At 45.5% G+C, this 14,680-nt stretch carries 12 protein-coding genes; 6 read left to right on the forward strand and 6 right to left on the reverse strand.

The annotated features are described in order from the left end of the window. The first annotated feature begins 12 nt into the window (after window positions 1-12). Together AC121Z_RS06395 and AC121Z_RS06400 are read left to right on the forward strand one after the other, a co-directional pair. Complete coding sequence (locus tag AC121Z_RS06395; RefSeq protein ID WP_498127505.1) at window positions 13-384, forward strand: antitoxin Xre-like helix-turn-helix domain-containing protein; 372 nt, start codon at window positions 13-15, stop codon at window positions 382-384. Then, entirely contained in the window at window positions 381-1,130 is a 750-nt protein-coding gene (locus AC121Z_RS06400; protein ID WP_498127507.1) for an RES family NAD+ phosphorylase, read from the forward strand. The genes AC121Z_RS06395 and AC121Z_RS06400 overlap by 4 nt, the downstream gene beginning before the upstream one ends. Here the strand turns inward: AC121Z_RS06400 and AC121Z_RS06405 are convergent. From AC121Z_RS06405 to iadA, 3 genes are read right to left on the reverse strand one after another with little or no spacing between them, the layout of a single operon-like run. Continuing rightward, complete coding sequence (locus AC121Z_RS06405; RefSeq protein WP_498127509.1) at window positions 1,127-2,368, reverse strand: ABC transporter permease; 1,242 nt, start codon at window positions 2,366-2,368, stop codon at window positions 1,127-1,129. The two genes, AC121Z_RS06400 and AC121Z_RS06405, sit on opposite strands and share 4 nt — an antisense overlap. After that, complete coding sequence (locus AC121Z_RS06410; RefSeq protein WP_498127510.1) at window positions 2,362-3,042, reverse strand: ABC transporter ATP-binding protein; 681 nt, start codon at window positions 3,040-3,042, stop codon at window positions 2,362-2,364. The genes AC121Z_RS06405 and AC121Z_RS06410 overlap by 7 nt, the downstream gene beginning before the upstream one ends. A gap of 27 nt (window positions 3,043-3,069) precedes the next feature. After that, the gene (gene iadA / locus AC121Z_RS06415) at window positions 3,070-4,170 is read right to left on the reverse strand and encodes a beta-aspartyl-peptidase (RefSeq protein WP_498128165.1); all 1,101 of its coding nucleotides are present in this window, start codon (window positions 4,168-4,170) and stop codon (window positions 3,070-3,072) included. A 338-nt stretch (window positions 4,171-4,508) separates the two neighbouring features. Between iadA and AC121Z_RS06420 the strand changes: the two genes are divergently transcribed. Next, window positions 4,509-6,404, forward strand: coding sequence for a M1 family metallopeptidase (locus AC121Z_RS06420; RefSeq protein WP_498127512.1), 1,896 nt, complete (start codon window positions 4,509-4,511; stop codon window positions 6,402-6,404). A 118-nt stretch (window positions 6,405-6,522) separates the two neighbouring features. Here the strand turns inward: AC121Z_RS06420 and AC121Z_RS06425 are convergent, their stop codons facing one another. From AC121Z_RS06425 to AC121Z_RS06435, 3 genes are all read right to left on the reverse strand, one after another. Next, the gene (locus tag AC121Z_RS06425; protein ID WP_498127513.1) at window positions 6,523-6,888 is read right to left on the reverse strand and encodes a hypothetical protein; all 366 of its coding nucleotides are present in this window, start codon (window positions 6,886-6,888) and stop codon (window positions 6,523-6,525) included. A gap of 64 nt (window positions 6,889-6,952) precedes the next feature. Next, on the reverse strand, window positions 6,953-8,530 hold the full coding sequence (locus AC121Z_RS06430) for a GGDEF domain-containing protein (RefSeq protein ID WP_498127515.1): 1,578 nt from the start codon (window positions 8,528-8,530) through the stop codon (window positions 6,953-6,955). 23 nt (window positions 8,531-8,553) lie between these two features. Next, window positions 8,554-10,050 carry a bifunctional metallophosphatase/5'-nucleotidase gene (locus AC121Z_RS06435; protein ID WP_498127516.1) on the reverse strand — a complete coding sequence of 499 codons (1,497 nt, stop codon included), beginning with the start codon at window positions 10,048-10,050 and terminating at the stop codon, window positions 8,554-8,556. Window positions 10,051-10,259: 209 nt separating this feature from the next. Between AC121Z_RS06435 and AC121Z_RS06440 the strand changes: the two genes are divergently transcribed. The 3 genes from AC121Z_RS06440 to AC121Z_RS06450 all read left to right on the forward strand — a co-directional run bounded on the left by AC121Z_RS06440 (window position 10,260) and on the right by AC121Z_RS06450 (window position 14,634). Then, window positions 10,260-10,637, forward strand: a complete 378-nt coding sequence (locus tag AC121Z_RS06440) for a DUF2750 domain-containing protein (RefSeq protein ID WP_498127518.1) — start codon at window positions 10,260-10,262, stop codon at window positions 10,635-10,637. 173 nt (window positions 10,638-10,810) lie between these two features. Next, window positions 10,811-13,198 carry a TonB-dependent receptor gene (locus tag AC121Z_RS06445; RefSeq protein ID WP_498127519.1) on the forward strand — a complete coding sequence of 796 codons (2,388 nt, stop codon included), beginning with the start codon at window positions 10,811-10,813 and terminating at the stop codon, window positions 13,196-13,198. Between the two features lie 92 nt (window positions 13,199-13,290). Further along, on the forward strand, window positions 13,291-14,634 hold the full coding sequence (locus tag AC121Z_RS06450; protein ID WP_498127520.1) for a ribonuclease J: 1,344 nt from the start codon (window positions 13,291-13,293) through the stop codon (window positions 14,632-14,634). Window positions 14,635-14,680: the final 46 nt, after the last annotated feature.

Raw genomic sequence — 14,680 nt, forward strand, 5'->3', positions numbered from 1 at the left:
CTAGGAGGTCATATGTCAGCAATTCCGCAAACCCGAGCTGAACCCGATATGGTGCTTGCCAAGGCATTTTTTAATGCCGCTGAACAATTGGGTCTCAAGCAGGCCGATTTAGGCGCCGTGCTAGGTGTGCACAGAACAGCTATTAGTCGGATGAAAACCCAATTAAGCATTGATCCAGCGAGTAAACATGGTGAATTGGCCTTATTGCTGGTCCGCGTTGCGCGCGCGATTTATGCATTGACGGGAGGCGATAAAGACTGGATCAAGCATTTTATGTCAAGTTACAACACTGTTACCGCCGGTGTTCCGCGCGAACAAGTAAAATCAATCCAAGGCTTGATGGTGGTTTTAGGGTATGTAGACGCTTTGCGAGGTAAAGCGTGAATATTTGGCGAGCATCGCAAGCCAAAGACCAAATCACGCCTATTTCAGGACTTTTGTATCGCTTAGTTGAAGGCCAGGAGTATGCAGCCACGCTTAGTCTAGTTGACACGTTAGAAGAACAAGCGTTGCTTGAAGACTTGCTCGAACAGGTCAAGCCCTCTGAAGCGGAGGAGTACAACCACTATCACTACTTATTACGCACTCCATTTCGGTATCCACCATTGCCTTGGGGCTCACGTTTTGGTCGGCAACATGAGGCTAGCCTGTTTTACGGCGGCCTAAGCATTGCGGCAGTACTGGCAGAGTGTGCGTATTACCGATTCGTTTTCTGGCAGTCGATGCAGGCACCACCGCCAAAACCTATGTTGCGCAGCGAGCATACACTGTTTAGCGTGGAGTACCATGCTGAGCGTGGATTACAGTTTCAGACCGATGTATTTGCGCCGTTTCGTGACAGCATTTGTGATAAGGCGAATTATCTTGCGGCGCAACAATTGGGTAGTGATATGCGCGCAAATGATATCATTGCTTTTGAGTATCCATCCGCTCGTTCGCCAACGCCAGCCACTTGTATTGGGTTATTCACTCCCTTAGCGTTCAAGCAAAATAAACCTTTGTCAATGTGGCGTTGGATAAGTGAGGTCGGTGCCACAACAGCAGCTTTTAAAGCAATTGATCAGTCTGAGGTAACCCGATTTCAACGTGTTGACTTTTGTCTGAATGGGCACTTACCGATACCCGCTTAGTTGCTTAAGCCCCGATGTAATGTTTCACGGTAGGCATTGAGTGCCGGGATACAGGCAATCAATATAGTTAAGGTGACTGCCACACCGATGATGAGCATGGTGTGACCACTGAATACCGTATTTTCGATAAACAGGCCAAATTCATGACTCAACCAATCGCTGCCGAGCACAATAGTAATCCACACAAAGCTTGTGGCGATACCACAGGCTATCAAGGTGATTAAAATGGCTTCTACTTGGATCAAAGTGAAAATCGTGAGTGGGCCTGCACCGACCGCGCGTAACACCGCAAATTCTCGCTGGCGCTCGCGGATGGAGGTTAACAACATAGTTGCCATTCCCAATAGCGATGAAACCAGAATAAACGCAGATATTAATAATAATACATTTTCAACATTACCAACCAATTGCCACAACTCTGTTAAGGCTACACCGGGTAGGATTGCCATCAGCGGCTCAGGTTGATATTGATTGATCTGACGTTGCAATTGCAAGGCCTGGATTTTAGAGTTGAGTCCTAACATGATGGCTGACAGCGAAGATATCTCAATATTGACATCTATACCTTGTGACCATTGTTCCTTTAACGCATAAACGGCTTTTTCAGGCATGTGCATCACTTCAATTCCGGCTAAACTGACATGCAAGGTTTGATCAACTGGAGTACCGGTCGGTGTAAGAATGCCGCTAACCGTAAAGGGGGAATGGTCGTGATGATGAAAACTAGTGTGTCCAACACCGTGTGATAGGACGATCTCATCGCCAACCTGATAGCCCAGTGAACTTGCAACATCAGCACCCAAAACAATAGTAAAGGGGGAATCAAACGTATCCCCTGTTTGAAACGACAACGGTTGTTTGTTGCCATACTTAAAGTGAGCAAAGTAATCTGTAGTCGTTCCTAAGACGCGGTAGCCACGATGAGAATCTCCCAAAGACATCGGGATGCTCCATGCCACAGTTGGTGACTGCTTTATATTTTGATAGCTTTGCCAGGCAATATTGTTGGCCGGATTGCCCATACGAAATACGGAGTAAAGCAATAAATTGGTGGGCCCAGTGCGCGCTCCAACAATCAAATCAACCCCCGACACTGTGCGCCCAAAACTGGCTTTGGCTTGCTGGCGGATAAGTTCGACACTCAAAAGCAGTGAAACGCTTACGATAATCGACAACAAGGTCATGATGACCGCTCCGCGACGGCTTTTTAGGCTGGCAATAGCGATGCGGATTAACATGTATTTGCTCCTGCTTGCAGCAGCGATTGGATGTGAACTGTGCGGTTAAAATGCGCCGCAAGTGTTTCGTCATGACTAACAAATAGCAAAGTACTATTGCTTCTTTCGGTACACTCAAACAACAATTGCATAAAACCATCTCGGGCTTGATGGTCAAGCGCCGAGGTTGGCTCGTCAACAATTAATAGCTCTGGTTTGTTGATCAAAGCACGAGCTATGGCAACCCGCTGTTGTTGACCTACACTGAGCGTGGCAGCAGGCTTATCGAGTAATGACTCAGGGAGCTGCAATAAACTGAAATAGGCCTCAAGCGTTGCGTGATTTTCTTGTATTGGATTATTACCAAAGTACGCGGCTACTTGAATGTTCTGCTGTACCGTTAAATAGGGAATAAGATTGAATTGTTGGAAGACCACACCAATGTGTTTGGCTCGGAACCGGTCACGCTGACGCGAGGATAACGCAGAAAAGGGCTGCTGTAAGAGTTCAATGACGCCACGAGTCGGCGTCAATGTACCGCATAACAGGTTCAGTAGAGTACTCTTACCGGAACCTGAGGGACCTACGATGAATAACTGCTCGCCCTGTTTAACCGACCATACGGGGATATCGATTACTATGGTATCGGTATTCGGGTAGCTAAACTGTAAATCCTTGATCTCAATACCATTCATGACTATTACTACATCACCGACTCGGGGTTATTCAAAGGTGCCTTTAATAATAACTTGGCCGTTCTTTATATGTTGGCGCCCCTGTAAAAAGACACTACTAATACGATTATCATGATCGAGCAGGATCAAATCAGCATCTTTACCTATTGCAATTCTACCTTTCTGCGTAAATTGCATGACGTCTGCCACGTTACTCGTAAAAAATGGTAACACGGTTGCTAATGCATAACCTTCATCAAGCAAGCTGTAAAAGACTTCCGTCATCGCTTGCGAACTGGCAAAGTCCATTTTAGTCATGTGTCCATGACAATCAAAGGTAGGTAAACATCCACCTCCGTCAGAACTAATCGTTAATTTATCTTGAGGCAATGCTTGCTGCATATACCGAATTAATGCCTCAGCGGGTTCATAGCCAACATCGCCGGTCTCAAATGCCGTGACATCAATCCAGCATCCAAGCTTAGCCAGTTCGCATGCTTCTTCAAATAGCGCTTTACGCCGATTGATGTGTGTTGGGTTATAGGTTCGTGCGGGTATTTCAGCTTGTGAAAGGGCGTCTCGAACTAGACTCAAGCCGCGCTCACCATCGCCTAAATGTAAGTGTACAATTCCAGCTTTACCCGTCATCAGCCGTGCGACATGGGCTTCCGCTGCGACTTTTAATAATTCATTGAGGGTTGGCTGACTGGAACGATGGTCACTGATGGCGAGTTCACCAACACCGATAATGGGTTCAATAAACACAATATCGGATTTAATGCTGCCAGTCAGCGTTGTGGGTGGGAGATGGTAGCCGCCGGTGTAGCAATACGTAGATAAGCCCTCTTCGCGTAGTGCATAAACCTGAGCGAGCATTGATTCGGTATTACGAGTTACATCATCGGTGCCAAGCAATCCAACAGCTGTCGTAACACCAGCTCGCGTAAACTGAGTTAATGGCACTGGAGGGACACGAGTGGCAAAGCCAGCTTCACCGCCACCACCGGTAATATGGGTATGACTATCAATAAACCCTGGAATTAGCGCTTTACCATCAGCATCAATCACTTCTGGTTCCAGCTTGTCATCAATATGTGGTGTGTCCGCACCCAAGTAAATGATTTTACCGCCAGCTAACACAACGTTCATTAATCCTAATGACGAAGGAGAATAGACCTGGGCATTTTGGATCAGCGTGATTGATGGCGTGGTAAGGGTGCTCACAAATAAGTTACCAGTTGATTGACTTAAAGGTAGATCCTAGAGATTCGTCTGGAGATCGCAAGTAAAAAACACCATTTCTAACGCAAAAGAAACTAATAAGTCCATGATTTTTAAATTTTATTTTGAATAATTATAGAGTATCTAGGAGTTCGTTATTACGCTTTCTGCATAGTGATGCGGTAAACTAAGATAAATACGCATCAGTGCGTTAGTTGTGTACAATATTGTAGATTTTACATTCTCAACTAACCCGAAGGGTCTATATGTTCAAAAACGTACTCCTATTGTCGATATTGTGGTTGAGTGTGGTTGCGTGCTCTCCTGCACCCACTGCATCCCAATCTGGCAACACGCTCCCAGTGGCTGATGAAAGTCAAGCATCGCATATTCAGGCTGGCGTAGATTATCATTCCTATGCCAATCCTGATGTTATACGGGTAACACACTTAGATTTAGATCTTACCGCCGATTTCACTGCGAAGACATTGAGCGGTACGGTGACATTACAGTTAGATAAAACTGACTCAACAGCGTCAACATTAATTCTTGATACACGTGATTTAATGGTCTCTGACGTGGCTGCCAACGGGCAATCGCTAGCATTTGAGTTAATGCCTGCTGATCCAGAACTAGGTGCCGCCTTGCATATTCAAGTTCCCGCAGAGGCAAACCAGATCACAATTAGTTATGCGACATCGCCGCATGCCTCGGGAGTGCAATGGCTGACACCACAACAAACAGCAGGTAAGCAACATCCGTTTTTGTTTACGCAAGCGCAAGCAGTGCATGCGCGAAGCTTTATTCCGTTGCAAGATTCACCTCAAGTCCGGGTGACGTATAACGCCACTATCAGAACACCTGCAGAGTTGGTAGCGGTCATGAGCGCAGCCAATGATCCGAATACCCCGCGTGATGGTGAATATGAATTTAAAATGCCACAGCCTATACCATCGTATTTAATTGCTCTAGCTATTGGTGATTTACAATTTAAGGCAATGGGGGAGCGCACAGGGGTGTATGCAGAGCCAACGATTCTTGACGCTGCCGCAGAGGAGTTTGCTGACACTGAAAGTATGTTGCTAGCGACTGAAGAAAAGTATGGGCCCTACAGCTGGGACCGCTATGATTTGCTTATTCTGCCGCCTTCATTCCCCTTTGGTGGGATGGAAAATCCGCGTTTATCGTTTATTACTCCAACAGTCATCGCCGGTGATAAGAGCTTAGTTGCTTTGATTGCTCATGAGCTTGCTCACAGTTGGTCTGGCAATACTGTTACCAATGCAACATGGCGAGATTTGTGGTTAAACGAAGGATTTACAACGTATTTAACGTATCGCATCATGGAGATGATTTATGGCACTGATCGCTACAAAATGGAGGCGGTGTTGGGCTACCAGGATTTACAAGCCGATATAGCAAGTCTGCCAGCAAACGATCAGATTATGGCTATTGATTTACGTGGGCGTAATCCAGACGATGTATTCTCTAACATTCCCTATGAAAAAGGCGCTTTGTTTCTACGCGAGTTAGAATACAAGGTTGGTCGTGATAACTTCGATCGGTTTTTATTGGAGTATTTTAATGCGTTCGCATTCCAAAGCATCACCACAGATGAATTCTTGCGTTATTTAGACCAGACCTTATTGGCAGACTACCCAAACAAACTTGATCGCAAGCGCATCGAAGAGTGGATATTTGCGCCAGGAATTCCTGACGCTGCGCCGGAGCCGGAATCTGATGCGTTTAGCAAAATTGATACTGTAAGGTTGGCTTGGCTTAACGGCGAAAGCAAAGCAAGTAGTATAGATACTGCTGCATGGACGGTGCATGAGTGGCTATACTTTCTTAACAATATGCCAGAGACATTAAATGATGAGCAGTTAGCTGAGCTTGATGCTGCATTTGAATTGACCGCAAGCATGAATAATGAAATTGCCCATAGTTGGTTAATGATCGCGGTACGCAATGAGTACATGCCTGCCTATGATAGGTTATACAATTATTTAGTTTCGATTGGACGGAACAAACTCGTCAAGCCTTTATATCGAGAGCTAGCAAAAACTGCAGACGGCAAGGCTTTTGCGCAAAAAGCCTTTGCTGAAGCGAAGCCGGGTTATCATCCACTGACAATAAAAGCGAATGAAGCGTTTGTGAACTGAGTGGGTGAGAAAGTTGAAAAGGCTAATTTACTTTAAGTAGGTTAGCCTTTTTTGTTCATATTTGCTGGTTTAGACGGAGTGAATCCACTCCCTTGAGCAACCGTTGGCGACATTTAACTCATGCGGCAATTTTCTGCTCTTCCACTAATGCCACTATTGAATTCAACAAGCGGTCACATGCGGCATAATATTTACGTGAATTCTGGTAATAAACCCGTTCTACAATGTTGCCTTTAAGATCGCAGATAAAACATGCTAAGGGTCTATCTGTCTTAGGTAACGTTAAAATGTGTAAAAACCACTGTGAATAAAGTGGGGCCTGAAATAAAAAGCGCTTAATACAAAAGGGCAGGCTTTTACCTTGAATGCAAGGAACTTCACCACCAAAACAACAAATAACCTGTTGAAATTGATTCTCACAGCGCTGAGCACTTAAACCATATTTTGCTACTGCTTGATCGACACAAGAAAGTCCGTAAGACATTACTTACCCTCCGATACTGTTTATATATACAGTATCGCTGATAATTCAATAAAAGCAAGTTTTTTTAGGCGCGATACTCCACAACGCGATTACGACCTTGTGTTTTCGCTTGATATAATGCCGTATCCGCACACTGGACCAGGCGTTCAGTTGACGAGTCGTCTGGATTAAGCTCGGTACAAATACCAATACTAACGGTTAATCGAGGGTCGTTCAGACTGGCGCTGTGAGGGATAGCCAGTGCCCTGACATGCTCACAGATTTGCACTGCAAAATTGTAGGCTTCCTCATGCGTGGGCCCAAGGAGAACACAAACGAATTCCTCACCACCATAGCGAGCGACAAAGTCAGTTCCTCTGCGGCCCATATTTTCCAGTGTTTGGGCTACTGCAAGCAGCGTTTCATCGCCTTTAATATGACCGTATTCATCATTGTATTGTTTGAAGAAGTCCACATCAATTAGCAGCACTGACAGGGGAATTTTATTGCGAATTGCCAACGGTAAAATTTGTTTCATGTGTTCAGTGAAAGCGCGCCTATTGGCTACTTTAGTTAAGCTATCAACGAAACTCATTTGAGTCAGTTCATTCTTTTGATGTTCAATTGTGTCGAATTGATTGGCAATAGTATTGGTTAACTCGCCAATCTCGTCCTTATCTTCAGTACGAGAAATTTTTACTGCGCGTTTGGCCTGCTCTTTGATTGATTGATTAAGCGTAACCAAGCGCGATACGACGCGAGTTTTGATAAACAAAATCAGTAACAGGCCGATCAGGAAAGTGAGCGTGTAAACAGCCAATAGTATGCTAAATTTCTGGGAGGTTGTTTTAGCAAACGTTGAAGTTAGCTGCGCCTGTTGTTCGGCGAATTGATAGGCGCGAAATTCAGCATCTTTGGCAATATCAAGCACAAATCGGCGGATAAAATTACTTTGCCCTTCGATGCGAGCGCGCTCACGCATGATTTTCGCTTTTATACTGGCATAGCCCTCGTCTCCAAAGGTTAATTCCTGCAAGACGGCTAGGTACTGATCGATCGTTTTGCGTTGGTTGCTATTGCTATTCAATTGGGTAAAAAGACCGTTAATACGACTTTCCTGATTGCGCAAGTCCATCAGCCGTTCAGCCTGAAAAAGTTGACCAATTGCGGTGTGAAGAGCAAACAATGATTGGCTGATGTCAATGCTGTAACTTTTAGCATCAGGGCCATGCGCCATTTGCTGGCTAATTAATCCTTGCTGCCGAAATTCGGCTTGTTGTAGAGACAATGACTGCGTCATGGCGTCTTTTAGAAGGTCAAATTCCGCTTGTACAGTTTTAAGGTCGTTCACTGCAGCACTATCAGCATCCATCAAGCGATATATCTCTTCAATTTTCTCATTCACTTGACGCTCATTGACACGCATTTCTGGCGCACTGTTAGATTGTGAAAAGCTAGATACCAAAAAGGCTAAAGCGGTTAATTGGCTGTGTAAAATCCCATTGTCAGCCAGTGTAGGGACGACGTTATTGGCGATATGAGAATATGATTCTTCGGTTTCAGAAAGTTGGCGATAGCTAAAAATGATAATAACGAGAAAAAGTGCGACAAATAGCCCTAGTAGGATATTTGTGATAGTACGGATGGAATGCAGACTTCTCATATCATAAATTCTCTGTTTCTGCCTTATTCAACTCGGGTGATCCGTTGTTCAGTCTCTACCGAGAGGTGTTTGTTGCGCTTTAAATTGCGCGCAACGATATCAGCAATTAGAGGACTGGTTGGAGCATTATTAAAACTGCGTTCTAGCGTTTTAAATACCGTAAAGCCATCGCCACCGCGATACAAATAATCGGTTGTTGCCAAGCGATAACTTTTGGTGTTTTTCAGTGGTTCACCATTAACGGTAATTTCAGTAATTCTTTGACCGACGGGTTTTGATGGAGAAAAACGATAAGCCATACCGGATACTTGCAAAAAGCGTCCTTTTGCATCTTGATACAAACTGACTCCGTTTTCGAGCGCAAGCTTTAGTTGTTCACCAGATATATTTAGCACCACCAAGCGGGCTCTAAAAGGAAGTTCCAATAACAAATCGCGTTGGCTGAAAATTGTATTGGGTTGATACTTGCGTTCACCCCGAATGACGCCGCTGTTAATCATGGCAATATCACTTTGCGCTTCCAACCGCATAGCGTCAGCAATCAGATTGCCAAATCCGCTTTCCTCTTGACGCACGACTTCTCGTTGCGTACTAAAGCGTTGAGTAATGGTTGCAAGTGGCACGTCGAGTTGTGATTCAAGACGTTGTTGATAGTGATTGATCGCTGCGTTAACACTAGCATCGGGTTCAATTGCTGCAAGGTCACGAAGTGAGTAGTCAAGCGTAATCTGTGGCTTTTCGGATTTAAACGAATGAGCCTCAAATACGACATTAATCACCGCTGCGTGACCCACTTGATCAATCTTGAGTTGCTGGGGATGCTGTTCAGTCTGGAGAGAACTATTTGTCGGGTTATTCGGGTCGCTTTGAATCGCAAGATGAATGGTCGCTTGATCAAGAAGCTGTGGGATAAAATCAAATTTGTCTGAATGCAACAATATAATGAAGTCGGCACCCTGAGCCCGCAACTCTTTTGCATGACGTTCAACACTCTCGCGCGGCGGCATAATGCGGGCGCGCTGCAGTAAATATTCTTCACCGATTTGTGGCGACAAAATAGAGATAAAGCCCACATTTACCCCACTCTTGGCAATTAGCATCTGCGTATAGAGTCCATCAAGGGGCTGCTGGGTATATACATCCACGGCGTTAGATAATAGCATTGGGAAAGAGGCTTCATAACTTCTGAGGATCAGTTCATCCTCAAAATAACTGAACTCTCGTTTAGTCACACTCATAACATCAGGTGCGAGTAGATTCAGAATATCAATAATGTGCGAGCCAGAATCAAAGGAAGCCAGCGGACTTGGCGCTAAACTTGCCCCACCAAAAACGAATAAAACTTCTTGTTGGGCGCGTTGTTCGCGCAACAGCGTTGCCAATTCTGCGTAATCCCCATGTGCTTGCGCACCTATAATTGGCAAGTCTGCAGCGTAGACGATTCGGAGTTGCTGAATTGCAGCACAAGGGAATGAAACTAGTCCAATAATGAAGAGAAAACAACACAGCCGCTGATTCATAGTTTGCGCTCTATCACTGCTATATCATCATCATAAGCGTGTATGCCATGAATTACCATACCTAAGCGTTTTCAATATGTTATCTCTGCGTTACTAGAAGATTAAATCGGCAACCTCGAATCGCAGTATCCATTCTGAATCTAGTTGTGTGTTCAGCTGTTGAATGTTTATATAAGCTACCTTTACCAAACGTGTCTTCTATAAACTAAATGATGAACGATAAATTAAACTCGCCAGACTTAAATGATATGTTGGCTGCGCCAGCCGAGAGACGCACGCAGTATTTCGATCAGCTCGTTAATCAGTACCAGCAAATCTGGATCTTATCCGATGATGATGGAGCGGTAATGCTGACTACTGACGATGAGGACTGTATCCCTGTGTGGCCAACGCAAGAAGCTGCAGAACTTTGGCGGAATGAAGAGTGGAGTGAGTGTGCTGCGGTTGCCATAAGCTTAAATGATTGGTTTGCTCGTTGGACGCGGGGGATGCAAGAGGATGACTTAGCGGTCGCTGTGTTTCCTGTTCCCGGTGAAGATGGTTTGGTTTTTCTGCCAGAGGAGTTGGAAACGCTATTAAAGCGATAAGGCTAGAGCCGTTATGCATAGTAATTTGTAAGTATTTGTTGGTTTACTTGTATGTTGTAAGGATTGTTGCTAAACCAATGAGAGCGATCCTCATAGTGACACGCGGCTGACTAATGCCGATGGGGATTTGCTAACACATACGATAACAATAATAGTTATGAAGGAACACACCGATGAAAAATAATCCTAGTTTGTTCAAGCCGTCATTGCTGGCATTAGCAATTTCTGGCCTCATTGCGACACCTGTATTGGCACAGGAAAAACCCAGTGAGGATGATGTTGAAGTGATAATGGTTACCGCTACCAAACGGTCGACCAGCTTGCAAGAAGTTCCCTTTTCAATTAACGCACAAACCCAAAAAGATATTGAGCGTGCAGGCGCAACCAACCTTGAAGAATTAACGCGTAGCGTTGCCGGTGTATCCATCCAAAACTTAGGGCCAGGTCAAAGTCAGGTCGCTATGCGAGGGGTTTCAGCGGGACAAATCGTGCGCGACCAACCTGGGGTAAAAGAGCAGGTTGGGGTCTATCTGGATGAAAGTGTAATATCACTTTCGTTGTTTACACCGGATTTGGATTTATATGACTTAAACCGCGTTGAAGCGTTGCGTGGGCCACAAGGAACCCTTTTCGGCAGCGGTTCAATTGGTGGCACATTGCGCTACATTACCAACCAACCTGAATTAGGGTTGACCGAAGCGTCAGTAGAAGCAAATTTGAACACCGTCACTGATGGTAGCAATGGTAACCATATCAAAGGGATGGTGAATGTGCCCTTGACCGATGATACCTTGGCCTTACGTGCAGTCGCTTACCGCACTGATTATGCCGGTTTTATCGATGCACTGAGTGAGAATAACACCCGCTTTAAGGATGTTAACGATGGTGAGCGCACCGGAGGCCGAGTGGCTTTAAAGTGGCAAGCTACAGAAAACCTAAGCATAACCCCACGCCTGATCTTTCAATCCATCGACATGGGAGGCTTCAATCGACAAGAAGTCTTCAACTTGTTTGCTAACCCATACACAACAACTCGACCTGCTATTCAGTTGGGAGAACGAGAACAGTACCTATTACTGAACGAAGGATTTGAAGACGATATTACGATCGCTGATGTAACGGCAGAGTGGCAATTAAATACAGTGGATCTTACCGCCGTGTATAGTTACACCGATCGAGATATTTTAGTTAGCCGTGATGCCAGCGCACTCACAGGTTCAGTCAGTGTTGATCTGGGTTATCCGGACGCCGCCGTTTTGTTACCGTCGAATTTACGTGACCGCACGCAAGTTGAACAGGATACCTTTGAATTCCGTGCGGCATCGAATGGCGATGATGCACTGCAGTGGTTAGCAGGCGTGTTCTTTTCGGATACCCAGCGCACGTATTCACAGCGTTTACCAACGCCAGGTTATGATGCATTCACCGATTCAGTGTTAGGCGATGGGGTATCGGCTGCGGTGGCGAATGGATTTGGCGCAGATTCTCCCTATAACGCTGACTTACCTTATGATCTTGAGCAGCTGGCGGTGTTTGGTGAATTAACGTTTGATGTCAACGATGATCTAAGCGTAACCGCAGGTACGCGCTTCTACGATTATGAGGAAAGCCGGCGATTTACTACTGGTGGACTCTTTTCAAATGGTGACGATCAAGTGGATTCTACCCAATCCGATGGATTTACTTCGCGCCTGATTGCCAATTACCGTATGAACGAAACGGTCAATGTGAATGCGCAAGTTTCGCAAGGGTTTCGCTTAGGTGGGGTTAATGATCCACTGAACGAAACCTTGTGTAACGACAGTGACCGAGCGGTATTCGGTGGGTTCCAAGATTATGATGATGAAACCTTGATTAACTATGAAGTTGGAATGAAGGCTGCAGCGCGTGGTTGGACTGCCAATGTAGCGGCATTCTACAATGATATCGATGATTTACAGGTAACTTTGGATGCCGGCTCGTGTTCGTCACGGATTTCCTTTAACGTTGAAGAAGCCCATACACAGGGTCTAGAGTTCGAATTTACCCGTCAGGCGACTGATTACCTGTTTATCAGCTTCGCTGGTTCTGTGATTGAAGCTGAATTCGATTCGACCGTTTTAGATAGTAATGGAAATGTCATTGGCGGAGTGGCGAAAGGTAACAGATTGGCGTCTGTTCCTGAATTGCAATTTGCGCTAGCGACGACATACAATTTCCCAACTCCGTTGTTTAACTCGGTGAATACTTATATGTCAGCGTCGTTGCAGTACACAGGTGATCGCATTACGCAACCGAGTGACCAAGTCGCAGGAGCTGGACAATTTGTATCTAATCTGCCATTTGGCGGGGCGACGGGTTCTGAACAAACAAATCTTGACTTAGAGCTGGATAGTTATCAGACGCTAAATCTGAATATGGGATTTGAGTTCGATCAATGGGAGGCGTTGCTATACATTAATAATGTTTTAGATGAAAACGCTAACTTATCCTTTGACCGCGAACGTGGTGGACGCGCACGACTAGCGTATCGAACGAATCAACCGCGCACCATCGGTGCGACATTCAGGTATTACTTTTAAGTGATCAAGGGTGCTTCGGCACCCTTTTTTATTAGTCGTGCTGAGGTTATTCTGTAATGATTGGAGTAAGCAAATAGAGTGAGTTGTTATCGATGATAGCAGATCAAGATCAACTTTGGTTTGTGCCATTGGGGGGAACCGGAGAAATCGGTATGAACCTGAATTTGTATGGGCATAACGGGCAATGGTTGATGGTGGACTGCGGGATTACTTTCGATGAACCCTTAAGCCCCGATTCTGCACAACGTTTTCGTGTTGTGGCGGCCGATCCAAGATTTATTGCTCAACAAAAAGAAAATTTGGTCGGGATTGTCATTACTCATGCCCATGAAGATCACATTGGCGGTATTGCACATGTGTGGCGACGTTTACAAGCGCCGATTTACACGACCCCATTTACCGCTGAAGTGTTGCGCCGTAAGTTAGCATCAGCAGGCTTGGACGGGCAGGTGCCCATTGTCGAAGTTGAATTTGAAAAGCCCCTAAATGTTGGGGATTTTACGCTTGAATGGTTACCCATCACACATTCATTACCCGAGCCTAGTGCCTTAATTATCGCTACGCCAGTTGGGGAGGTTTTTCATACTGCAGATTGGAAAATCGATCATCGCCCGGGATTAGGTAAAAAATTTGATGCGACAATTTTTCAAAAACTTGCTGCTCGCAACTTATTAGCTATGGTATGTGACTCGACTAATGCTTTAAAAGCCGGGCATTCCGTATCAGAGTATCAGTGCTACCAAGGCCTGCTTGAGAGCATAAAACAGCAAACGGGTCGAGTAGTGGTCACGTGCTTTGCCAGTAATGTTGCGCGCCTCCTGGCGCTAGCAAAAGTCGCGCAACAGACCAAACGTTACGTTGCTGTGTTCGGGCGAAGCTTACAAAATATGGTAAGTATTGCCCGTGTTACCGGTTATTGGCCCGATGATGTGGAACTCATAGATCCCAAACATATTGGCTACTTACCTCGTGAAGAAGTACTGGCTATTGCAACGGGGAGTCAGGGAGAGCCACGCGCGGCGCTGGCGCGACTGGCTTTGGATACGCACCCCGATCTCACCTTAGATGCGGGGGATACCGTACTTTTTAGCGCCATGATAATTCCGGGGAACGAAAGAGAGGTTGAACGCCTCGTCATTCAGTTCGAGCAGCGCAAAATTAACGTTGTTTTATCTGAAACTAGTGAGCATCCAATCCATGCTTCAGGGCACCCCTATAAAGATGAGTTAACGGCGATGTATCACTGGGTTAAGCCTCAGCTAGCAATCCCGGTGCATGGTGAGGCCGAACATATAGAGGCTAACGCGCGGATTGCAAAAATGGCAGGCGTTATGAAAACATTTGCTGGCAAAAACGGTGATCTGTTTCAGTTAGCTCCACAGCCGATGCTGAAGCGCAGCCAGTTTAAGGTCGGGCGCATCCCTATTGAAGCATAGTTACGTTTTCCTTGGCTGAAACAGCTTTTTACGTTACTACTGATTT

It is taken from the genome of Alteromonas sp. DYW1 (assembly GCF_059752595.1).